At 37.8% G+C, this 22,761-nt stretch carries 26 protein-coding genes and 1 pseudogene; 2 read left to right on the forward strand and 25 right to left on the reverse strand.

Annotation, left to right across the window (positions count from 1 at the left end; all coding sequences use genetic code 11):
- Nucleotides 1-106: 106 nt before the first annotated feature.
- Both A5889_RS05525 and A5889_RS05530 read right to left on the reverse strand, forming a co-directional pair.
- Nucleotides 107-427 carry a PTS lactose/cellobiose transporter subunit IIA gene (locus A5889_RS05525; RefSeq protein WP_087641070.1) on the reverse strand — a complete coding sequence of 107 codons (321 nt, stop codon included), beginning with the start codon at nt 425-427 and terminating at the stop codon, nt 107-109.
- Nucleotides 428-464: 37 nt separating this feature from the next.
- Nucleotides 465-785, reverse strand: coding sequence for a PTS sugar transporter subunit IIB (locus A5889_RS05530; RefSeq protein ID WP_069661642.1), 321 nt, complete (start codon nt 783-785; stop codon nt 465-467).
- Nucleotides 786-1,853: 1,068 nt separating this feature from the next.
- Here A5889_RS05530 and A5889_RS05535 point away from each other — a divergent pair.
- Entirely contained in the window at nt 1,854-2,498 is a 645-nt protein-coding gene (locus A5889_RS05535; protein ID WP_087641069.1) for a histidine phosphatase family protein, read from the forward strand.
- A gap of 418 nt (nt 2,499-2,916) precedes the next feature.
- On the opposite strand, the gene A5889_RS05540 is transcribed toward A5889_RS05535, so the two are convergent.
- The 13 genes and pseudogenes from A5889_RS05540 to sfsA all read right to left on the reverse strand — a co-directional run bounded on the left by A5889_RS05540 (nt 2,917) and on the right by sfsA (nt 14,606).
- The gene (locus A5889_RS05540; protein WP_087641068.1) at nt 2,917-3,399 is read right to left on the reverse strand and encodes a tetratricopeptide repeat protein; all 483 of its coding nucleotides are present in this window, start codon (nt 3,397-3,399) and stop codon (nt 2,917-2,919) included.
- Nucleotides 3,400-3,414: 15 nt separating this feature from the next.
- Nucleotides 3,415-3,714 carry a YciI family protein gene (locus A5889_RS05545; RefSeq protein WP_087641548.1) on the reverse strand — a complete coding sequence of 100 codons (300 nt, stop codon included), beginning with the start codon at nt 3,712-3,714 and terminating at the stop codon, nt 3,415-3,417.
- Between the two features lie 108 nt (nt 3,715-3,822).
- Nucleotides 3,823-3,993 (reverse strand): annotated as a pseudogene (locus A5889_RS05550) (site-specific integrase); the annotation flags it as partial.
- Nucleotides 3,994-4,335: 342 nt separating this feature from the next.
- Nucleotides 4,336-5,022 carry a lysozyme gene (locus A5889_RS05555; RefSeq protein WP_087641067.1) on the reverse strand — a complete coding sequence of 229 codons (687 nt, stop codon included), beginning with the start codon at nt 5,020-5,022 and terminating at the stop codon, nt 4,336-4,338.
- A 21-nt stretch (nt 5,023-5,043) separates the two neighbouring features.
- Nucleotides 5,044-5,250, reverse strand: coding sequence for a hypothetical protein (locus tag A5889_RS05560; protein WP_087641066.1), 207 nt, complete (start codon nt 5,248-5,250; stop codon nt 5,044-5,046).
- 149 nt (nt 5,251-5,399) lie between these two features.
- Nucleotides 5,400-6,026 (reverse strand): hypothetical protein, encoded by a 627-nt coding sequence (locus A5889_RS05565; RefSeq protein ID WP_242585534.1) that lies wholly within the window; start codon nt 6,024-6,026, stop codon nt 5,400-5,402.
- A 593-nt stretch (nt 6,027-6,619) separates the two neighbouring features.
- Nucleotides 6,620-7,894 (reverse strand): PTS sugar transporter subunit IIC, encoded by a 1,275-nt coding sequence (locus A5889_RS05570; protein WP_087641065.1) that lies wholly within the window; start codon nt 7,892-7,894, stop codon nt 6,620-6,622.
- Between the two features lie 90 nt (nt 7,895-7,984).
- Complete coding sequence (locus A5889_RS05575; protein ID WP_087641064.1) at nt 7,985-8,302, reverse strand: PTS lactose/cellobiose transporter subunit IIA; 318 nt, start codon at nt 8,300-8,302, stop codon at nt 7,985-7,987.
- Nucleotides 8,303-8,343: 41 nt separating this feature from the next.
- On the reverse strand, nt 8,344-8,682 hold the full coding sequence (locus A5889_RS05580; protein WP_140405341.1) for a PTS sugar transporter subunit IIB: 339 nt from the start codon (nt 8,680-8,682) through the stop codon (nt 8,344-8,346).
- A 133-nt stretch (nt 8,683-8,815) separates the two neighbouring features.
- Nucleotides 8,816-11,530, reverse strand: a complete 2,715-nt coding sequence (locus A5889_RS05585; RefSeq protein WP_087641062.1) for a sigma-54-dependent transcriptional regulator — start codon at nt 11,528-11,530, stop codon at nt 8,816-8,818.
- A 33-nt stretch (nt 11,531-11,563) separates the two neighbouring features.
- Nucleotides 11,564-12,832, reverse strand: a complete 1,269-nt coding sequence (locus A5889_RS05590; protein WP_087641061.1) for a DEAD/DEAH box helicase — start codon at nt 12,830-12,832, stop codon at nt 11,564-11,566.
- 26 nt (nt 12,833-12,858) lie between these two features.
- Nucleotides 12,859-13,860 (reverse strand): Gfo/Idh/MocA family protein, encoded by a 1,002-nt coding sequence (locus A5889_RS05595; protein WP_087641060.1) that lies wholly within the window; start codon nt 13,858-13,860, stop codon nt 12,859-12,861.
- Nucleotides 13,861-13,868: 8 nt separating this feature from the next.
- Nucleotides 13,869-14,606, reverse strand: coding sequence for a DNA/RNA nuclease SfsA (gene sfsA, locus A5889_RS05600; protein ID WP_176372862.1), 738 nt, complete (start codon nt 14,604-14,606; stop codon nt 13,869-13,871).
- 173 nt (nt 14,607-14,779) lie between these two features.
- On the opposite strand from sfsA, the gene A5889_RS05605 reads away from it, so the two are divergent.
- Nucleotides 14,780-15,154 carry a DUF4828 domain-containing protein gene (locus A5889_RS05605; protein WP_087641058.1) on the forward strand — a complete coding sequence of 125 codons (375 nt, stop codon included), beginning with the start codon at nt 14,780-14,782 and terminating at the stop codon, nt 15,152-15,154.
- Nucleotides 15,155-15,384: 230 nt separating this feature from the next.
- On the opposite strand, the gene A5889_RS05610 is transcribed toward A5889_RS05605, so the two are convergent.
- From A5889_RS05610 to hisZ, 10 genes are all read right to left on the reverse strand, one after another.
- On the reverse strand, nt 15,385-16,227 hold the full coding sequence (locus A5889_RS05610) for a class I SAM-dependent methyltransferase (RefSeq protein WP_087641057.1): 843 nt from the start codon (nt 16,225-16,227) through the stop codon (nt 15,385-15,387).
- A gap of 70 nt (nt 16,228-16,297) precedes the next feature.
- Nucleotides 16,298-16,609, reverse strand: coding sequence for a phosphoribosyl-ATP diphosphatase (hisE, locus tag A5889_RS05615; RefSeq protein WP_087641056.1), 312 nt, complete (start codon nt 16,607-16,609; stop codon nt 16,298-16,300).
- 13 nt (nt 16,610-16,622) lie between these two features.
- Nucleotides 16,623-16,928 (reverse strand): phosphoribosyl-AMP cyclohydrolase, encoded by a 306-nt coding sequence (hisI, locus tag A5889_RS05620; RefSeq protein ID WP_087641055.1) that lies wholly within the window; start codon nt 16,926-16,928, stop codon nt 16,623-16,625.
- Entirely contained in the window at nt 16,925-17,680 is a 756-nt protein-coding gene (gene hisF / locus A5889_RS05625; RefSeq protein WP_087641054.1) for an imidazole glycerol phosphate synthase subunit HisF, read from the reverse strand. The genes hisI and hisF overlap by 4 nt, the downstream gene beginning before the upstream one ends.
- A complete protein-coding gene (hisA, locus tag A5889_RS05630; RefSeq protein WP_087641053.1) occupies nt 17,670-18,395 on the reverse strand; it encodes a 1-(5-phosphoribosyl)-5-[(5-phosphoribosylamino)methylideneamino]imidazole-4-carboxamide isomerase in 726 nt (241 codons plus the stop codon). The genes hisF and hisA overlap by 11 nt, the downstream gene beginning before the upstream one ends.
- Entirely contained in the window at nt 18,373-18,999 is a 627-nt protein-coding gene (gene hisH, locus A5889_RS05635; protein WP_087641052.1) for an imidazole glycerol phosphate synthase subunit HisH, read from the reverse strand. Before hisH ends, hisA begins: the two co-directional genes overlap by 23 nt.
- Nucleotides 19,000-19,584, reverse strand: coding sequence for an imidazoleglycerol-phosphate dehydratase HisB (hisB, locus tag A5889_RS05640; protein WP_087641051.1), 585 nt, complete (start codon nt 19,582-19,584; stop codon nt 19,000-19,002). It lies immediately after the preceding gene.
- An 18-nt stretch (nt 19,585-19,602) separates the two neighbouring features.
- Entirely contained in the window at nt 19,603-20,883 is a 1,281-nt protein-coding gene (gene hisD, locus A5889_RS05645; protein ID WP_087641050.1) for a histidinol dehydrogenase, read from the reverse strand.
- 2 nt (nt 20,884-20,885) lie between these two features.
- Nucleotides 20,886-21,524 (reverse strand): ATP phosphoribosyltransferase, encoded by a 639-nt coding sequence (hisG, locus tag A5889_RS05650; RefSeq protein ID WP_087641547.1) that lies wholly within the window; start codon nt 21,522-21,524, stop codon nt 20,886-20,888.
- The gene (hisZ, locus tag A5889_RS05655; protein ID WP_087641049.1) at nt 21,517-22,710 is read right to left on the reverse strand and encodes an ATP phosphoribosyltransferase regulatory subunit; all 1,194 of its coding nucleotides are present in this window, start codon (nt 22,708-22,710) and stop codon (nt 21,517-21,519) included. Before hisZ ends, hisG begins: the two co-directional genes overlap by 8 nt.
- Nucleotides 22,711-22,761 lie beyond the last annotated feature (51 nt).

The following is a 22,761-nucleotide window of genomic DNA, read 5'->3' on the forward strand; positions in this document are numbered from 1 at the left end:
ATATTTATTTAAAGAGTAAGCTACTCTTCAAACCCGTTTGACTGAAGTCCCGTTCAAAAAACTTCATTGTCTACTTTCTCCCGTTCAAAAAAGAAAATAAAACAGTTTATTCGTTGTCCATACGACGATACAAATCGATGATCTCTTTCGCTAAATCTGTAAATGCAATCGATGTCATCAAGTGATCTTGACTATGAACCGTTAATAATGTGACTTGAATATGATTTCCTTGCGCTTCCTGCGTCAGCATTCCTGTTTGAGAATGATGGGCTTGCACCAATGATTCCTCTGCATCCGCAATTTTTTGATCTGCCAACTCAAAATTTCCAGCTTTCGCTGCGGCAATCGCTTCCATTGCATCGCTCTTAGCATTACCGCCATACATGATCAAGCCCATTACTGCTTCTAAATTTTGTTGATCTTCCACTTTTTGTTAACTCCGTTCATCAATTATTTTTTCTTGCTTATTTATCCATCAAAGCGATTGCTTGATCCAATACTTTTTCACCGTTCATCATACCGTAGTCTGACATATTGATCACATCTAATGGAATTCCTTTTGGCTCTAATTTTTGTTCAAATTGCGATTTCATGAAGCGTACTTGCGGGCCTAAAAGTAATACGTTTACATCCTTTGCTTCTAAGTTATTGTCTGCATCTGATGCTGATACAGCGAAGATATCTGCTTCCATTCCGCGATCTTCTGCTGCTTTTTGCATTTTTGTTACTAATAAGCTTGTGCTCATTCCTGCTGAACATACTAACATGATTGTTTTTTTAGCCATTTTCTGACACTCCTTCTAAGTTGTTTGTTGTACTTACACTTTTATATAAAGCAAAAAGCGTGCCAAAAATTGTATAGACCAAAACCAGTATTAGCAAGGTTTTGGTCTATACGTTTTGTGTACACACTAATATTTCTTGATTACACTGTATAAAATGTGTGCGTTTTCTTTGTTGATTCAATGGTGTTTAAAGCGGTTTCTATATTCATCATTTTTAGCAATTATTTATACTCTTTATCTATTAAGTCAAATCTTTTTATTTGTTCATTTTTTGCAGGAACCCAGCTGATATCATCTATCTCTATTATATAGGGACTACAAAATATCTTTCCTAACCCTTCTTTTTATAAATTTACTTTTTCTTTTTGCTAAGAAATGCTAAAACGAGAGAATCATAAAAAATTACAATTGCTTCAACTAAACTTTCCATACAAATTCCCCCTTCTAATCATTTTAGAGAAGATCTGAAATGATCTTCAGCTATTTTCTTTTTGCTTCTCTATAAACATTGTTTATTTTTATCTACTTAAACACATTGTCCTCTTGAATAATCGACATAGATACTGGATTATGTAATTTTTTTGTTTGCTTATTATGAGATAATTCAATATTGAATCTCTACACAAAGCCTTCGCATTTTTCATTATTAAGTCAAAACTATCCGGTATTGTTTTTATATCATAATTTTTAAAGTGATGATCAATTTTTTTAATTTACTGTCATACTTACAGTGTTAGGATTTGTAATTAAAAGTACTTTTTCTTCAGGATCATTTGATAATTATTCTATTATTAGGTCTTCGATTTTTAGAATATGTATGCTACAAAATTTCTCTTCATGAACTGTGCTGCAATTGGTTCTAGCAAAAGAAATTTTCCTATCCAGTCTCATTGCCAAATCGAAAAACAAAAGGTCTATATTCTCTTTCTGACTATCTGCATCCCGCCGTTACACTTTTACTTAGCGTTGTTTTGGGCAGATAGTTCTGATACAATGTTAGTAATTTCTTGGTTCGATTATTGCCGATAAGGTGAAGCGATTACATAGGATTATTTTGGAGGATAAAACATGAATTCAACAGTTACTTTCTATATTACTCGACATGGTGAAACATTACTGAACCATTTACATAAAGCACAGGGCTGGGTAGATTCCCCATTGACTGAAAAAGGGATCCAAACAGCCTCACAATTAGGACAGCAACTGAAAAATGTCCAATTTTCGGCAGCATTTTCCAGTGACGCATCCAGAGCTTTAGAGACTGGAAAAACCATATTAACTGCGCAGGGGCAAAATGAACTGCAAGTTATTACTGATAAAAGGCTCCGTGAGTGGTGTTTGGGCTGCTGGGAAGCAGAACATAATGATAAGTTTATTTCCAGTATGATGAATGAATTACAGATACAAAATGATTTTGCAGAACTTAATTTTCGTCTGCCAGAAGTTCATGAGATTATTTATAAATCCGATACAACAGGTATGGTTGAACCGTTTCATATGATTACGGATAGATTGGAAAGTTTTCTCAAAGATACAGGTGATAATTTTATGCACTTGAATAATCCGAGCATCCTGATCGTTACTCATGCTTTTACTATTAAAACATTATTATATTTGTTTTCAAAAGAAATGTTGCGAAAAAAACCTAAAATCAGAAATGTCGATATTATTTCTATTAAATGGGATGGCAAAAGTTTTTCTCTCCTTGCATGATAAGCATCAGTAACAAGTTCCTCAGGCAGGCACTTGTTACTGATGCTTTTTTAGATGCCCACATATTCTGCGCTGCTTCAGTCCAATTTTCAAAATCGTTCGCAATTACAGAAAAGTCTTCCATATACAAATACTTTCTAAAATCTTTATCCTTTAATTCAAAGGTTATGACGAAAGCAGCTGCGCCATTGCACTGCAATAACCAATAATTTCATAATATTTATCATTCTCTTCTATTTGTTTTCTTCCTAATGATAGTTTTTGGATCTCATTCATGTTGCTACCGATTCTTTTTAAGATTCTTAGTGATCTTTCTACATAAGTTACCATTTATTTCTTTAAGAAATCCAGTCATTTCAATACTAATCCTTTTTGTTAAAGCACTAACTTCTCTATACATATCTCAATAGAACTCTTCTCACCAAATTTTATCCAATTTATCTGAATAATACATTATTGCTTTTTGATAAACTCTAATCTCTTTATCTTCAGAGGTTGTGGCAATTAAGCGTAACAAAATTTCCATACCTTCTGAAAACTGATTCAAGTTGTATAACACCATTGAATAAAAAACTTTGAGCGCATTATTATTTGGAAACTTTTCTATCCCGCTCTTTAATGTTTTTGCAGCTAGATCATACTTGCCCAACGTTCTATATGTACTGCCTAGACCAAGAAATGCCCCTTCTAAATCGACACCATCTAAACCGTCCTTGATCGATTTTTCGTAATAATATACTGCCTCAGACTCTCTTTCTAAGATATCAAAACTCCAAGCAACCTGATAGTTTAAATAAGGATCATCATTTTCATTTTTTAATAGTTCCAACAACAACTGGTTAGATTTTTCTAGTTTACCTTCTTCCCTTAGCTGTAGAGCATCATTTATATTATTTTTCATTAGTTGTCATCCTTACTATCGTTTTTGACAATTTTTTAGGGTTAAATAATTAGTGTTCATTTTTGTAGGTATGAATTCTGTAATATCATATTTTGCAATCTTGTTTTGATAAAATGGATCTTCTTCAATTGCCTTATTAGCTTCCTCAATACTTTTAAACGTACCAATTATCATTCCGCCCGTTCTAGGATTTTTTCTACCTGAACAAATAAAATTTCCAGCAGAATAAAATTTTTTCAAATACTCATTATGAGCTTCTAAATACTTTTCTACCTCAGTTATTGGTTTTTGATAACTTAGATTCATAACATACATTTTAGTCATTTTCTTTTCTCTCCTTTAGTAACCCTTTTTGATACAAATTAAACTTTTAACAGCCCTGTCTCTCAAAGCAGATTGTTTCATCATTCTTTTTTATCCTTTTATTGTTAAAACGTCCGATAATTTTAATCGGCGCAGATCTGAAATTCGATAAGCAGTATTTATTCCAATCGAAAATAGCAGCACGTTTCGTTGGCCCATTTTTCCGGAGGATAAAATAGTTTTCATGGCATCGATCTGTTTTTTGTCTCGGAATGGTTCAACAATTTTCAAAAAAATCCCTCTTTTTCTAAATCTGACTTAACATCACTATAGCATTACTTAAGTCAGATATAAAGAAGTTATAAATGAAAGGCTTCTCTCGAACGTAAGTTGAGCCTTAGAGCTGTCTAGTTTTGTTGATTTTTGTAAATCTGACACAATCAGTTTCGTCAGATTTATTGTGGGTCAAATTTTTAAAAATTACTTCTTTCTTATGATCGTAATTTTTGATTGCCATAATAATTTGACCAATTTTGAACGATCCTTTTGAGTTTTGATAGCAAAATTGTACATCAATATAAAGACCTTACCATATTTATGAATGATAAGATCTTTATATTAATGATTAATTACTTATTTTACTAAAGGTCTAGTCGACACACTTCGTAATCTTGAAAACCACCCCACTGCTCGACGTACTGTGGGCATATCTTTTCCATAATTTGCCTTATAGATCGTATTAAGGATTCCCTTTTCGTCTGGGTGAGCAATACCTGTAATTCCTTTACCATCAAAATAGTAAACGGTTGGATCTCCTTCTACTTCAAAAAAGCATGGCGTATCGAAAAGCACATCTTTGCTTGGTTCAACAACTCCGCCTTCTTTCAAAAATAAAGCAACTTCATCGTTCCTACGATTGACCAACCCTTGTAAGATTTGTCCACCTGCATAAACATATTTTTTCATTTCATTTGCTGCCGCTTGCCACTGTCTACTGTTCAGATAAACTAGCAATTGTGACCCCACAAGAATCGCAGGTCCCAGATTAAAGTGAAAGCTTACTAGTGCATCAAATTGTCTTTGGGTTAATTGTACTGTCACATAATTAAAGATTCCAGCCGCATGTGACTTGATATCCTCATCCAAGAAAGTATTCGCCTGATTTTCAGTAATCGTCATTCCAGCATAAACCCCTTTAGTATGACCATATCCAATAGTCCAGACTCCTACAGAATCTTGATAGGCTGTTAACCGGAGACCTTCCCATTTCTTGATTAAATTTCTACCATCTTGAGAAATCTTCATATTCTCATTTGCCATCATTTCACCTCCCGAATACGATTATTTTACAAGAGGGCGCGTTGACACGCTACGCAATCTTGAGAACCAACCTACAGCTCGACGTACTGTTGGCATATCTTTTCCATAATTCGCCTTATAGATTGTATTCAAAATTCCTTTTTCATCTGGATGAGCAATTCCTGTAATTCCTTTACCGTCAAAATAATAAAGAGTTGGATCTCCTTCTACTTCAAAAAAACATTTCATAATCATTTTCCTCCTATTTTTAATCAATTCTATAATAGAAATATCAGCGCTGTCATTTCTATAAACCTATTCTACTTGTAAATTACTGTCAAAACCTTTCGAAAAACTCCCACATTTCTTCTATTTAATTACTCAACCAAACTAACCTCTCATTTTACAATTGGACGTGTAGAAACGCTACGCAATCTTGAGAACCAACCTACAGCTCTTCGCACTGTAGGCATATCTTTCCCGTAATTTGCTTTATAAATTGTATTGAGAATTCCTTTTTCATCTGGGTGAGCAATCCCTGTAATTCCTTTGCCATCAAAATAATAAAGAGTTGGATCTCCTTCTACTTCAAAAAAGCATGGCATATCGAAAAGTTCTCCTGATGTTGAAATATTGCCATTTGAAATCCATTGGTCTAAATTCAAAATGTCTGTGATAGGATCTTCCCCCACATTTTTTTTAACAGGAAAACCTGCCCAGTTCGCTTGCCAACTATCAGAACTAATTTTTACCCAAACATGTCCATAGCCTCCGCCACCATTTCTATTGACTGCTATGTTTAGCGTACCAGAACCCACTTTTGCAATTCCTTGAGTAGTATACGTGCTAGGAATGTCTTTAGCATTACCTCGCGCCGCATAGGGATTCGGTGCTCCAACAAATTCAAGTACGTTTTTAATCAAACTTACACATTGACCATTTAATGCAGAATTGGACTTATCAACAGTTACTTTCCCAATAAGACTATCGAGAAAACTTCGTACCTCTCCAAGTGTTTTCGCCATATTTTACTACCTCCTAACATTTGTTTTTGTAAGATCTTACAGCGTTAGTATAGTAAATTTTTTTATGTTAAGACTATCCATTCTCTGTTAATACTCTCCCAAGTTGTGCTATAAAATTTTTGTAAAGGAAAAAAGTACGCGTCTTATATGAAGAAAAAAGTATGAAATCATTACACATGGACTAAATGAAAAAGAAATAACTTTTAGACAACTCTTATTCAATGTCAAAAACCAATGTTTTTGGCATAGACATTTTTACACTTAGTCCTCACTTAAAGAAAACGATCCTTCCACATCTGCTTAAAAAACTGATTTCTCCTTATACTCATAACATTTTAGTCATGTTTTTTTCAAATAATAGTTTTATCCTATATTTACTAGTCCATTATTCAACATAAATAAAATATACACCCAATGTGCCTACAGAGCCACTGTATATAACGATACAGCAGCATTCAATAATCTAACCACACATCGATTTTCATTTTCAAAGTTCATTTTTTTAATGAAATCAACATACATCCTATCGAATAGCTTTTACATCATACAAAAAACGCTCGATCATTTCTCAATGATCGAGCGTTTTTTACTTATTACTTCGCCGCTTCTTCTTGTTCTTGTTTCAAGAATTGATCCGTTGCCACTTTAACAAATGGGATGTAGATCAAGACTGAGATCAATAAGTTGACTGCGGCTAAAACACCGCCGGCAATACTCTTCGTTGCCAAGAACCCGCCGATGATCGGTGGTGTTACCCAAGGCGGCATAAATGTCGCACCTGGCACTAGCCCGCTAGCTGTAGCAACATAAGCTGTTGTCACAAGAACCATTGGTGTGATGATAAATGGAATAAACATGATCGGATTTAATACGATCGGAAGTCCGAACATCACTGGCTCATTGATATTGAAAAGTCCTGGCGCTAAACTTAAGTTTGTGATGACTTTGTACGGTTTGTTTTTGCGCCCTACGATAAAGATTGCGATCAACAGACCTAATGTTGCGCCTGTTCCTCCTAAGTTTACAAATGAATCGAAGAAAGGTTTGTTAACGATATATGGAATTTTTTCGCCCGCTTCGAGCGCTTTGATGTTTGCATCGATCGCTGGTACATTGATCGTTTGCATCAGTGGATCGACCATATTTGCACCGTGTAAACCGAAGAACCATAAGAATGGTGTAATAAATGCCAACAATAATGCTGAAGGATAGCTATTTGCTAAGCCCATAAATGGTTTTTGAACTGCTTCGTAGAATGATACAACGATATTTTCAACGCCGAATCCGAAGAAAATAGATGTGATCAAGCTGAATAAACTGATCGTGATCATCGCTGGCAGTAATGCAGCAAATGATTTAGCTACTGCTGGTGGTACACCATCCGGCATTTTGATCACTAATTTTTCATTTCCAACTAATCTTTGGAAGATTTCTCCTGAAATAAGTGCAATAACTAAAGCAATAAATAATCCTGTTGCATCCATACCGCTAAGTCCGCCAACTGCGAAGAACGAAGCAACAGATACAGTTCCGGCTGCGATGCCATCTTTACCATAAGATTTTACTAAATTATAAGCAACTAAAAAGGCAATCAAAACTGAGAAAATAGCAAAGGTACCATTCCAGATATTTCCACCGAAGCTCTTCCAGATCGGTGCATCATTAACAAGCATTGGAAATAGCTTATCCATTAAGTCTGAAAAGCCTGGAATCGGTAGGTTATTGATCAGCACTGCAAGTGCTCCTAAAATCATTAACGGCATCGTTACGACAAATGCGTCACGAATAGCCACTAGATGACGTTGTGCCGCAATCACAGATGCTTTGGGCATAAAGTATTTTTCCATCCATTGAACAAATTTGTTCATTTTGTGTTTCCCCCTAAACAATATTTATCTAAAAAGCTGAATGCTTCTCAAATCGTGTTGACAACGTCCCTTTCAAAAACGTTGTTTTTCTTATTTGTTATCCATACGACGATATAAGTCGATGATTTCTTTTGCCAAGTCAGTGAAGGCGATCGATGTCATCAAGTGATCTTGGCTGTGAACTGTTAATAGTGTAACTTCCATGTGGTTTCCTTGTGCTTCTTGTGTTAGCATGCCTGTTTGCGCGTGATGTGCTTGTACTAGAGATTCTTCTGCATCCTTCACTTTTTGATCTGCTAATTCGAAGTCCCCAGCTTTGGCTGCTGCGATCGCTTCCATTGCATCGCTTTTAGCATTTCCACCGAACATGATCAAACCCATTACTGCTTCTAAATTTTGTTGTTCCATTTGTAAAACTCCTATCCACTTTTTATTTTTTGATTGACTGTTTATTTATCCATTAAAGAAATTGCTTGATCCAATACTTTTTCACCGTTCATCATACCGTAGTCTGACATATTGATCACATCTAATGGAATTCCTTTTGGTTCTAATTTTTGTTCAAATTGTGATTTCATGAAACGAACTTGTGGACCTAATAATAAGACGTTTACATCTTTTGCTTCTAAGTTATTGTCTGCATCTGATGCTGATACAGCGAAGATATCTGCTTCCATTCCACGTTCTTCTGCTGCTTTTTGCATTTTTGTTACTAGTAAGCTCGTGCTCATTCCTGCTGAACATACTAACATGATTGTTTTTTTGGCCATTTTCTGACACTCCTTCATTTTTTTGTTTGGTGATACTTTTATATAAGCAAGAAGCGTGCCAAAATAAATAAGCAATCAAAACCCATTACTACAAAGGGATTTGACTGCTTATTTTTGTGTACACACTGTTATTTTTCATCATACACACTGCTTAATTGTGTGTGTATTCTGTTGTTGTTTTTATTTTATTTTCTAAAAACATTCTTGTGACATGAGCGACATCCGATTCCGTGAAAGAAACCCGATAGGCCTTTTCGATCACCATTAAATTTGTTCTGGTAACGTCTGCTTCCAAACGGTTCTTCTTCAAGAATGATGCTAAGCCATCAAATTCTTTGGTCGGTTCACCTTTTAAACTAGCATCCACTAGAAATGCTAAGTGGATCACGATTCCCGCGTCAACGCCTGGTTCTACAATAATATGCATATCCGTTTGGATTTGATGGACCGTTTTTTGCAGCATGACGATCAGCTTTTGTAGTGAGTCGACGGCTGTAATTGTTCCACTCAATGATTTCACGATTTTTTCTGTTGGAACCTCATCACCGGCAATACGTTTTAGCACGTTCAGCTTCTCATCGTCGAAAATATCGAAGGCTGAGAAAAAGGGGATATTTTGATATTCAACATCCACCGTTCCAGCAATTGCTTTGATCTCATATTCTTCCATCAAACCGTCAATATGTTTTTTAAAGGCTTCTCGTTCCAAAAACTGCATTTGAATGATCTCAACTTTATTTTCATCAATTACAGGTAAGATCCGTTGATATAATTTTGCTGCAACGCCCTCCCCAGTGAAGCACGTGACAACCACCGCTTTTTTGATTTCCTTTTGATTTTGCGGGCTTGTTCGGAATTGTTCTCTAATGATACTTTCAAAGGACATTTGGATATTTTGATAAATATCTTCCAAGCTTCTACCTACACTTGCCATTCGGATCGCTTCTAAAACGATCATCGTACTCGTCATCGTAATGGCTTTTGTACGAATCCCAGTTTCTTCGAAAATCAGATTTCCAAATGAATTCAGTGACCCCATGTCTGTCAAAAGCAGCATACCATTCGCTAATTCTTCTCGATGAGATAAAACGAAGCTTTTGAGCTGTTCATACATCGTTTGAACTTCCATCGTCAACGGCATGTTCATCGCTACGCCCGTTTCCGTACCCAAAAGTTCCTGCGCTGTTTTCAGCATACTGGAAGCTGTTGAATCTCCATGCATCAATACGACTACACCCACATTATTGACATGGACTTTTTCTTTGTTGCCTAAATTGATCGATAAAAACATACTGATAAAACCGATCTCGTCAAAGGGAATCTCAATATTGTTCTCTTCTTCAATAATTGCAGAAAGATCCATTGCGACTTGGAATTCCTTTTTCATGTTTTTGCGTACATTATTTAAATTGGGATGTACAATCACATGTCCTTCCCGCACACGCTCGATCGTGCTTTGTAAATGCAGCGCAAAGGCAAAACGTGCTTTTTCGTTATATGTACGCTCTAATCTTTTTTCAGCAATATCATACAAGCGGTCTGTCAATTTCCAAATATGCTCCGGCAATAATTCTTTGTGCACAGGATTTTGGGTCAATTCATCCACATAGGTTTGGAAATAGGCATCCATATCACTGGATATCAATTGCTCTAAGTCGACGTTTTCTAGTTCATTGGCTGACAGCTTTGCAACTTTTTCTTCGATTTCATTATAAACCTGCATATCACGTGCCGGATCTTGAGACCATACAACTTCGTTTGTACCAGGCTCAAATGAAAGATAATTACTTTTACTGTCTACAAATCGATCCAATCGATCAGAAACTTCTTTGATTTTCAATAGGCCTTTTTGCACTTGCAGCGGCAAGTCACTTTTTCTGATTACTAAACTTTCTTCATTATGTGTTCGATAATGGAGAAAGGATTTGGCACAAACTAATTTCAAATCACGTTTTACCTGACCGATATTGCCCTCTGCATCATACAACATGAATGCAAGGATCGCATCACGTTTGATATCGATGCGTTGATTTAAACGGTTAGCCTCCTGCTTGATAAACAAGGAAATGATTTCATACCGCTCATCAAGTGAACGGGCATCCAATGAAGGCAATGTGATTGCCATTGGAATTCGCCGATTGAACGTTGTTAAGAAGCTTTCGGAAGATTCTGTTGTCGCACCAATAATTTGTACCGACGCTTCATAAGTCTGCCCGCTTTCACCTAAAGGACGGTAAATTCCTTTATCGATAAAAGTAAATAGCATTTCCTGACCTTCAGGCGGCAAACGATGAATTTCATCAAGAAACAAAATACCGCCATCCGCTTCAGACATCAAGCCGGGACTATCTTCATTGGCGCCTGTATACGCACCTTTTTTCACCCCAAAAATATGTCCGAAAAGCAATTGAGGATTCTGTGCATAATCTGCACAGTTAAAGGACACAAATGGTGCATCCGGTGCTAAGGTTTTAGAATCGACTGCAAAATGATACATACATTCAGCAAATAGGGATTTCCCTGTTCCTGTTTCTCCAAAAATAATGGTGTGCAACCCGCGAGGCGGATATAAAATAGCGGCTTTGGCTTGCTGGATACTGACTTTCAATGAGTCGTTGGCTCCAACTAAATTGTCAAAGGTCACTTCACTGGAACTATCAACATGAACTTTTTCTTCTTCTGCGGCAATGGAATAGACAACCGGACGCCCGTCACTTTTGATGATCTTGCGTTCTTTGTATAACTCACTTAAATAACGACTGGCATTACTACGGTCGATCATCAATTCTTCAGCAACATCTGCTGCTGTCATCCCTTGTTTTTTCGACTCTAATACTGAAAGAATCTCATCTTTTCTAGATTTCATGGATATCCTCCTTAAATCAGGACCTTTACATCGTTACTCTTTTTGGCCTTGGGACGTTTTTCGTCTAGCCCCTTTATTCTTAGAATTTTTAGGTCTCTTTTTTACTTTCTCTTTTCGTTGTTCAGTTGGGACCTTTTTTATTTTTTCACTTGAAGCAGCTCGTTCTTCAGTTAAACTTTTTTCTTTTCTTGTCAAATGCAGCGTACCTTCATAAAGAAAAATTTCTTGAGTGGTCAAGCCTATCTTCTTCAATATACGTTGGTAGTCTCTTTTCGTCGCGTCATTGACAAATGTGATCACAGTTCCAGAAGCACCCATTCTGCCTACTCGGCCAGCTCTGTGAATATAGCTTTCCTCAGATAATGGAACCTCTGTATTGATCACATAGGGCACTGCTTCAAAATCTAATCCTCTAGCAGCAATATCCGTCGTTAAAAGCATGACCGCTTTTTTATTGCTAAACTGGTCGATCGCTAATTTGCGCAATGCTTTATTTTGATCTGAAGCTAAACTAACGACTGAAAGTCCTTCGTAAACTAATTTTTCTTCTACAGCACCTAGATCAGCTACTTGATTAAAGAAAACCATGCCGCGAAAATCTGATGTATAAGACAAGCTTCTTAAATATGCGCTTTTCTTTCGCGGAGATAGGTTCACGTAATAATGATTGACCGTTCCAGCAGAATGATCTTCATCCGTCACATCGATGATCGTCAGCTGCTCTGCTAGTTTCTGTGCTTCTTCAGTTACTCGATCCGCTGTCGCAGAATAAAAGACAAGCTGAAAGTCGGTCGGAGCGCTAGTCAAAATCTGTTTCGTCAAATTCATTTCTTTTTCATGGAACAATTGATCGACTTCATCCATCACGATCGTTTTCAGTAGGTGGCTTTTGATTTTTTTAGCTTTGATCAACTCCAGCACACGTCCTGGTGTCCCTACTAAAATTTCTGGTTTCTTTTTTAACTTTTCTACTTGGCGGCTAACGTTAGCACCGCCGATCAACAATTGTGTTTTTAGCTCAAGTAGTGATGCCCAGTCACGAACAACCTGACTGATCTGCATAGCCAGCTCTTGTGATGGTGCTAGAATCAGTAACTGACTCCCTTGTGCTTTTTCTACATTTAGAAGAAGAGGCAGTACATAGGCTAAGGTCTTTCCTGAGCCTGTGGGTGAAATCCCTAAAACGTTTTGCTTTTCTTTTAGCGGTTGAAAGCTTTTTGCTTGGATGATCGATGGCTCGCTAAAACCAGAAGCTTGCCAATGTTCTTGCCAAGCTTCTGGTGTATTCTTGATAAATGTCATAGTAATCCTTTCTTATTTAAAACGATTTAATCTTTATCCGCATCAAAAACAATGCCGGCACTTTTTCTTAAGGTTGTTAATACTTTATTGACATTGCGTGATAACTCCACCCATTCTTCGTAACGGGCACCCTGAACTGGATCATTAGGATTTTCGAGAACATCCGCAAAATCGTGTGCTTCTTCGATCATTGGATTTTCTTCTGTCGTAATCGAAATGATGTCACGTTCTTGGTGGTTGCGGTCATGAAATTCTGCTTTACTGATTGCATTCACACTATCTAAAATCAACGTGCCGCCTTCAAAATAAATTTCAGAATCTAAAAAGGCATCTGCATTTTTACCCGTTTGCAGTGTTACATCAAATAGGTCATAGCGTAATATTGCCGTGCCCATACCATCGACGCCTGTCGGCAGCTTACGGGCAAAATAATGACTTTCACTTGGCATACCGAACCAACCGACTGCTGCATACACTAGGTAAACACCTAAATCAGCGATTGCTCCGCCAGAAAAATGTGGAGAAAAAATATTTGGTTCTTGTCCAGCTAACACTTGGTCGTAGCGGGAAGAATATTTCATGTAGGTAAAGTTTGCACCCATGATTTGGTTTTTAAGTGGTAATAAGTCTGCGATTTTCTTAAAGCTTTTTTCATGAACATTTCGAGCAGCTTCAAAGAAAAATACCTTTTGTTGATTCGCTAATTCAATGATTTCAGCCATTTCTTCTGGTGTAGAAAAAGCTGGTTTTTCAACGATGACATTTTTCCCTGCTAAAATCCCTTGTTTCGCTTGTTCAAAATGTAGGGAATTAGGTGAAGCAATATATACAGTATCCATGTGTGCAATGCCAAAGAACGTTTTTAAATCAGTTGCATACTCTACATCGCCATATTCTGCACCAAATTTTTGTGCCGTTTCTAATTTGCGTGAATAAACCGCTGTTAAATCATAACGATTTGTTTCTAATGCTGCTTTGACAAATTGATGGCTTATCCAGTTTGTTCCAATAATACCTAAGTGAATCATCTTTACCCTCACCTTTCTGAATTTGGATCTTCAAACTTCTTCATTACATCAAATGGGACTTGATGTGCTACTGCTATTGTATCAGGTGTAACAAGACAATTGTAAGCAATGACGCTTAACCCTTGTGTTTGCCCTAATAAAATCATTTTCGCTAATGCCGGCTGCATCATTGTATGGATCGTTGCTTCCTGAATGTTTTGAAACTGAACAACAAACAAAACATAACTTTGATACCCTTCTTTAAGTGCTTCGATCAGCTCTGTCACATGCTTTAGGCCACGGAGCGTCGGTGCATCAGGAAATGCACCGATTTTTTGATTTTCTAGCGTCATTCCTTTGACCTCAACAAACGCTTGATTGCCTGTATCTGTCTCTACTAGTATATCAAACTGTGAATGAGCGAAACGTTTTTCTCTCTTGATAGACGTGATCTTTCCTTTAAGTCCAGGCAAAACAATCGTACCGTCTAAAATTGCTTGACTTGCTAAAGCATTAGGAATCTGACTATCGATATTGAACCAAGCATCCTGTTTTTTTACTGCGATCAGATCGTACGCTGTTTTTCTTTTTGGCGACGGTTGATAAGATAAGGCAACTTCCACCTCTGGATAGAACAATTCCTTACATCGACCAGTGTTTTTCACATGAACAGTCACGATTTCACCAGTTGCCTGAATCCTGCAGGTGGCAATGAAACGATTTGGTCTATCTATAAAATGTGCTAAATGCACGTTTGGATATGTGATCATTGTAACACCCTCTCATCAAAACAATACCATATTTCGACTGAAAAATCATTGTCAAACTTTTCATTCAATTTTATGTGCCATGCGTTCATTAAGTTTTTTTATAGGAAAAGATTTTCCAATAGTCGGTTCTTGTGTTTCATGCTATGATTGAACTAGAGGGGATTGATAGTATGAAAAAACACTGGTCATTATTTTTAGGCGCATCACTTATTACTGGAATCGCCGGCTCGTTGTTTTTGAAAAAGCAACAAGAAAAACAACAAACAGGTACTAGTATTCCTAATTTATATAAAAGTTATATCGGTAAATGGTGGTTCGTCAATAAACAAAAAGCAACACAGCATACGTTAAGTATCGAAGAGGACTTACAAATCAGCATCGATGGAAAACATCTCGATCATAGCTTGATCGAATTAACAAGTAAGCGCTTAGTTGTGCAAGATGAATATGGGTATCATTTGATCGTCCAATGTATCAATGATGAACCTGTATCTTTGTATGATGAAGCGGATGATGCGACATATGTTTTAGAAGCGGTGTCTTAGGAGTATATCAAATAGGCTTAACATAGTCTTTTGCTTAAAGCTACTTTGACAGAAAAAGCCCTATAAAAGTTGTCATTTTAACGTACAACTTTTATAGGGCTTTTTATTGTTCGCTGAAAAATAAAAGACTAAAATAGAAAAAAGAACTTTCGGTAAGTCATTTCTATTTCAGCCTCTATTACTTCCCTACTTGTTATCACTGCTTCAAAAGAGGTAATTGGCTGATTGTCCTATCCCTTTTTCTCCACGATCACGCAAATTGTTTCACTTTGTTCCGTATATTCATTTCCACAAACATCAGCATAATAAGCAGTAATTTCAAAAGAAGCGCCTTCTAATTCACTTATTATTTTGTGTAAATCAAAATATTGATGCCAAATATTAAAATTTTCGACCGTGTCATCTTCTTTCAACAGGATCGTCTGTTCTAAAGTAATGCCATGATCATATCGTTTGTTTCTTGATATCACCGCGTGTTTTCCAGTTGACCAAAAACTATCACTCTCATAAAGTTTCCAGCTATTTTCAGACTGAAAATCAGTTAGTTTCTGTAATGAAAAAACATCTAAAACCAACTTTCCGCCCTTTTTCAAAGACGCGTGGATATTCTTGAGCAATAATTTTCGATCCTCAGAAGATAAGGCGCCGTAATCACAATAAATGAGCAGAGCCAAATCATATTGATCCTGTTCTTTCCATGAAAGATAACTTTCACAGCGATAATCTATAGCTAAATCCTGCTCGTTAGCAACTGACCTTGCATAATCAATTGAATTTTTGGAAAAATCAATAGCAGTGACTTCGTATCCTTTTTTTGCTAGGCGTTCTGCATAGAGCCCTGGACCGCAACCTAAATCGATCACTTTTTTAAAATCAACAGTCGGAACAACTTCATTTAGCCAATCAACTGATCGGTCGATCACTGAAAGCTTTCTACTTGCACCATCATTCGTCTGATCTAAGTGCGCTTTCAATAGCTGCTTAGAAATATAGGGATCTAGCCAAAATTCCCGTTCACTTTTTTCATATTGTTTAGGTTCATTAAAATAATGAATTATTTGCTTTACTGGCATTAGTACTGCACTCTTTTCATCTTTTTTTATAGCATACACTCAAAAAATTCTGCTATCTGAATAATTATTCTTAAAGCCTGTCGATCGGTTTTCTCTCTTCGGTCTTGCTTAACTGACCCTCTCGGCTTTTTAATTCTTGTTCAATGGCTTTTAAAGGAATTTCCTTTTCTGCCAGTAAGACTAACATGTGATAAATCAAGTCTGAGGTTTCTGCAACTAATTCTGCTTGATCATTTTTTGCTGCAATGACTACCTCAGTTGCTTCTTCTCCGACTTTTTTAAGAATCTTATCTAGACCTTGATCAAATAAATAATTTGTATATGAGCCGGTTTTTGGTTCTTTTTTCCGTAATAGAATTTCTTCATATAATTGTTCGATCATCATTATGCTCCTTTCAAATAATTACATTATAAAAACAGCTATGAGCACCTGTATGACAAGTAGGTCCCGTCTGTTCTACAGTGATCAGTAATGTATCTTGATCGCAATCCAGTACAATTTCTTTGACCTTTTGCTGATTTCCGCTTGTTTCGCCTTTGTTCCAGAGCTTTTGCCGCGAACGAGAATAAAACCAAGTCTTTTTTGTCTCCAGCGTTTTTTGATAGCTCTCTTCATTCATATATGCCAGCATCAACACATCTTTGCTGCTTTCTTCTACAATGATCGCTGGTACTAATCCTTTAGAAAAATCTGGCTTCATCGGCGCACCTCCACTCCATTGTCTCTTAGTGTTTCTTTCAAGATTGGTATTTTGACCTCTCCATAATGAAAAATACTTGCAGCTAACGCTGCTGAAACCGTCGTCTCTTTAAAGACTTCTACAATATCTTCAGCATCTCCACAACCGCCAGAAGCGATGACAGGAACATTGACCGCTGCACAAATCACTTGATTTAAAGCAAGATCATATCCTTTTTTAGTACCATCGGCATCCATACTTGTCAATAAAATTTCTCCAGCACCTAAAGCAACTGCCTCTTTAGCCCATTCTACTGCATCCAACCCAGTATCTTCACGACCGCCCTTTACAAAAACATGCCAGGAATCACCTGTTTTTTTCGCATCGATCGCCACTACGATGCATTGGGAACCGAATTTTTCAGCACCTTCTTGAATCAAAGCAGGTCGACTGATAGCTGCCGAATTAAGAGATATTTTATCTGCACCTGCTTGTAGCAACTGTTTCATGTCTGAAACAGAACGAATACCTCCGCCTACTGTCAAAGGAATAAACACTTCCGCTGCTGTTCTTTCAACAACCTCGACCATTGTTTTTCGTTCATCACTGGTCGCTGTAATATCCAAAAAAACAAGTTCATCTGCCCCTTGTTCGTTGTATGCTCTCGCAATATCAACAGGATCGCCCACATCCTTAAGATCTACAAAATTGATCCCTTTTACGACACGCCCTTCAGTCACATCCAAGCAAGGTATGATTCGTTTAGTCAGCACTATTTTCCACCTCCAGCATGTCTGCTAATGTGATCGCCCCATTATAGAAAGCCTTCCCTACGATCGCCCCATAAAGGTCCAACTCTGCTAAATCAGTCAAATCTTTTTTACAACTAACACCGCCGGAAGCAATAAGCTTCATCTGCGGCACTACTTTTTTTAGTTCTTGGTAGTGTTCGATCGTTGGTCCTGTCAAGGTGCCATCTTTTGCGATGTCGGTGTAAATGATCGTCTGGACACCGATTGCAGCCATTTCTTTCGCTAATTGTAAATAGTCTGTTTCACTGACATCCAGCCAGCCGCTGACTGCAACTCGTCCTTCTTTCGCATCGATCCCTACTGCAATTTTATCGCCATACTTTTCAACCGCTGATTTGACTAAGCCTGGATCAGTCAATGCAGCAGATCCGATGATCATTCGATCGATCCCTAGCGCTGCATATTCATCGATTTGCTGTAATGTCCGAATACCTCCACCAACTTCAATTTTGATCCCTGTGCTTTCTTTCATTTGCTGAATCAATGAAGCATTTGCTGCCTGTCCCAATAATGCCCCGTCCAAATCCACGACGTGGATCATCTGGATACCAGCCTTGTGAAATTCATTGACTTGAGCTAATGGGTCTTCATTTACGATCGTTTTCTTTGAAAAATCTCCCTGGACTAACCGAACTGCTTTTCCTTCACGAATATCAATCGCTGGTAATACGTGCATCAATAATAACCTCCTTAAACCCTTGTAAAATGGTCAATCCTTCATCGCTACTTTTTTCTGGATGAAACTGTGTGCCAAAAATATTTCCTTTTGAAATCATCGCAGGTACTTTGATCGAGTATTGTACAAATGCATCGATGACATCCGGTTCACAATCAGCATAATAAGAGTGAACAAAATAAACATATTTTCCATGTACTTCTTTTGTGAGTGGTGTGTCATTTGTCACGACCAATTCATTCCATCCCATATGCGGAACCGGCATTGTAGGATCTTCCGGCAATCGCTCACAGATTCCTTCGATCAATCCTAAGCCTTCTGTAAACCCATTTTCCATACTGCCCTCCAATAATAGCTGCATCCCTAAGCATACGCCTAATATTGGTGTTCCTCGCTGAGCTGCTTCTTTGATCACTTCTACTAATCCGCGTTGTGTTAATTCTTTCATCGCTAAAGAAAAAGCACCCACACCAGGTAAAATCAGTCCTTCTGCAGCTAAAATTTCTTGTGGATCTGCAGAAATTTTATTTTCAAGTCCTACGTGATTTAAGGCTTTTTGAACATTTCGTGTATTTCCTGTATCGTAATCAATGATAATGATCATCTACAAAATTCCTTTCGTGGAGTTGACTCCCTTGATCTCCGGATTTTCTGTTATCGCTTCTCGTAATGCGCGACCCGTTGCTTTGAACAATGCTTCGATCTTATGGTGTGTATTTTTTCCATGTAAAATTTTTAAATGTAGATTCATTTGTGTATTGAAAGCCAGCGCTTGGAAAAATTCTTCAGTCAATTCTGTATCGAATGTGCCTAATTTAGGATTATCAAAGTCTGCATCAAATACTAAAAATGAACGGCCGCTCAAATCCAGTGAAGCCATTCCCAATGTTTCGTCCATCGGTACAAAGCTTGTTCCATAACGGTTTATTCCTCTTTTATCTCCTAACGCATCCTTTATACACTGACCCAAAACAATTCCTACATCTTCTACCGTATGATGGCTGTCTACCTCCAAATCGCCATTCACGTTAACTTCTAAAGAGATCCTACTGTGACGAGCAAACAATGTCAGCATATGATCGAAAAAGCCAACACCCGTTTGAATATTTACAGGTTCTTGCTGATCCAAATTCAACCTTAATTCGATCTTCGTTTCTGCAGTGCTTCTGTTTAATGCTGCTGTTCTCATATTCTTTCCTCCTTACCTTTATTCAAAACGATAATCAACGGCGCGAGCATGGGCTTCCAGTCCTTCTTTTCTAGCTAAAATAGCCACCGCATCTTTCGCATCTGCTAATGCCTCTTTTGTATAGTATGTCACCTGACTGTATTTTACGAAGTCATAAACCCCTAACGGTGAATAAAATTTTGCCGTACCGCTTGTTGGCAACACATGATTTGTACCAGAAAAATAGTCACCCACGGGTTCACAGGCATAGGCACCTAAAAAGATGGAGCCGGCATTTTTTATTTCATGTAAGTAGCTCATCGGATCAGGAAGCTGAACTTCCAAATGCTCTGGAGCGATCTCATTCATGACAGTAAACATTGCTTCGATTGTAGGAACGATAATAATTTGACCCTTATTTTCAATAGATTGCTCGGCAATTTTTCTACGTGGTAATGTTTGTAATTGTTTATACACTTCTTTTTCTACCTGATCTGCCAATCGTTCAGAAGTCGTCACCAAGATCGCTCTCGCTAAGACATCGTGTTCTGCTTGAGAAAGTAGATCTGCTGCTATATACACTGGATTTGCTGTTTCATCTGCTAAAATTCCGATTTCTGAAGGCCCCGCGATCATATCGATACCGACTAAGCCAAACACTTGCTTTTTAGCAGTGGCTACGTAAATATTTCCAGGTCCAACGATTTTATCCACTTTCGAAATACTCTCCGTGCCATAAGCTAGTGCAGCTACGGCTTGTGCGCCGCCCACTTGAAACACTCGGTCAACCCCTGCAATTTTTGCTGCTGCCAAAATCACATCAGGAATCCCTGAACTGGTCGGAGGTGTGACCATGATGATTTCCTTTACTCCTGCGATCTTTGCCGGCAAGACATTCATCAATACAGAAGAAGGATATGCTGCTGTCCCGCCAGGCACATACACCCCTACCCGTTCTAGAGGTAAAACTAATTGTCCGCGTATCACACCTGACTTTTCACTGTCCATAAAATTAGACTGCTTTTGCTTTTCATGGTAACTGATGATATTTTCTTTAGCCTTTTTTAAGCTGTCGATCACTTCTTTTTCTACACGAATATAGCCTTGTTCGATCGTATCCTTACTAACCTCCAGCTCCGTTAGTTCGACGTGGTCGAATTGGCTGGAATAACGTCTAAGTGCCTGATCCCCATATTGTGCAACTTCTTTAATGATTGTTTCAACTTGTACTTCTACATCCAGTGTATCATTTTGCACTTGCGTATGTTCACGTTGCAGTGCTGTTAAAATTTCAGATGCTTCTCCTTTTAATCTTTTCATCCTCATCGCTCCTCTCTTTCAATAACCGTTTCCAGCTCTGCAAATAATTGAAAAATTGCTTGACGTTTTCGTTTTAACTTCGCCTTATTGACGATCACACGTGCAGAAACAGGACAAATATCTTCAAAAATTTCCAATCCATTTTCCTTTAGGGTTGTTCCTGTTTCAACGATATCAACGATTGCATCTGATAATCCTAAAACAGGCGCGATTTCGACAGAGCCTTCGATCTTGATGATTTCTACGTCTTCGCCCTTCGCTCGAAAATGTTCAGAAGCAACAGTGGGATATTTTGTAGCGATCCGTTTTCTTTTATAATCATTCGGCTGATAGTCTGGTATCGAAGCGACTGAAAATTTGCACTTTCCGATCCCAAGATCCAGCATTTCATAATAACCAAAGGGATTTTCCAGCAAAACGTCTTTCCCGACGATCCCAATATCTGCCACACCATGACGAACATAGGTCGTCACGTCCGCTGCCTTCACTAATAAAAAAGTAAAGCGTCGATCAGGACTGTCGAAAATCAATTTCCGTTGTTTGTCCATCATAAATGAAATATCGATCCCCGCTTTTTCAAAAAGTGCCAGCGTTTGCTTCTCTAATCGTCCTTTGGTCAGGGCAATCGTTAGTTTAGTCATATTCATTCACCGCCTTTTTCGTCTGGATTCCCTGTTCATTGATTTCAATGATTTGCTTATAGTGCCATTTTTTCCCGTAGTTCAGTGCTTCTTCCAACGAGTCAAATAGAGATAATTGATACCCCGTATTTTCTTTGACTAAAGCCTCTGCTTGCGGCAAGGAAGCTAGTGAACTATGAACTAATGTTGTTGGTCGATTCAAAGCAGCCAGTTCTCCGCATTGATACTGGATGGCTACTAAAATATCTAAATTGATACCCAAACCAACAGCCGGAATCATCTTCGAGCCAAATTGTTCAGCTAAATGATCATAACGACCGCCCCGTAAAAAGATATCTGCTGCAAGGTCTGCATAGCCACTGAATAAAACACCTGTATAATAATCCATCAATGCCACATGACCTAAATCAAGCGTCAATGACAAGTCTGGATATTGTCTGTTCATCACTGTTGTCAATTCTTCCAATTCCCCGATCACCTGCATGATCTCTGATTCCTTTGGCAGTATCGTTCTTGCTTTTTCTATAACTTCTGTTGCTTCCCCAAACAATTCCGGGATAGCACGGATAAACGCATCTAGTTTACTTGGATGTTTTGCCGTGAATCGTGATAGATCAGTCAAATTTTTATTTTCAAAACAGCTTTGTAAGTCACTTTTTTCTTTTGCGTTTAAATTTAATGACGAAACGATCAAACGAAAAATTTGGGCATGCCCTAACTCGATGTGAAAGTTGGGAATAGCCAATGTATTTAAAATGTCTACTGCACAAGCCAAACACTCCACTTCTGCTTTCAACGAAGAATAACCGATCAATTCGATGCCCGCTTGTGTCAGCTCATTTTGTTCTCCTAACATTTCATCATTCGCTCTAAAAATTTTTCCGCTGTACGATAATTTCAATGGCGGCTGGATCCCAGCTGTAGCAATTACCCGACCGATCGGCTTAGTCATGTCAGGACGTAAAACTAACAATCGTCCATTTTTATCAAAAAAGCGGTAGCAGTCCTGCAGATTGCTGTCTTTATTCAAAAAAACTTCCTCAAACTCGATGATCGGTGTATCTACCCGTTGATAACCTCTATGTGTCACAACATCATTGACTTTTTTTTCTAATTGATAAGCACCATTAGCTTCTCGAAATAATTTATCTCTCGTTCCTGATGGTAAACTGCGGTTCCATTTCATTTTTTTCCCTCCTCAAAAGCTGTTTGTTAAATAAAAAAATCGTCCCCTTGG

It is taken from the genome of Enterococcus sp. 9D6_DIV0238, from assembly GCF_002174455.2.
GTDB classification, from domain to species: Bacteria; Bacillota; Bacilli; order Lactobacillales; family Enterococcaceae; genus Enterococcus_L; species Enterococcus_L dunnyi.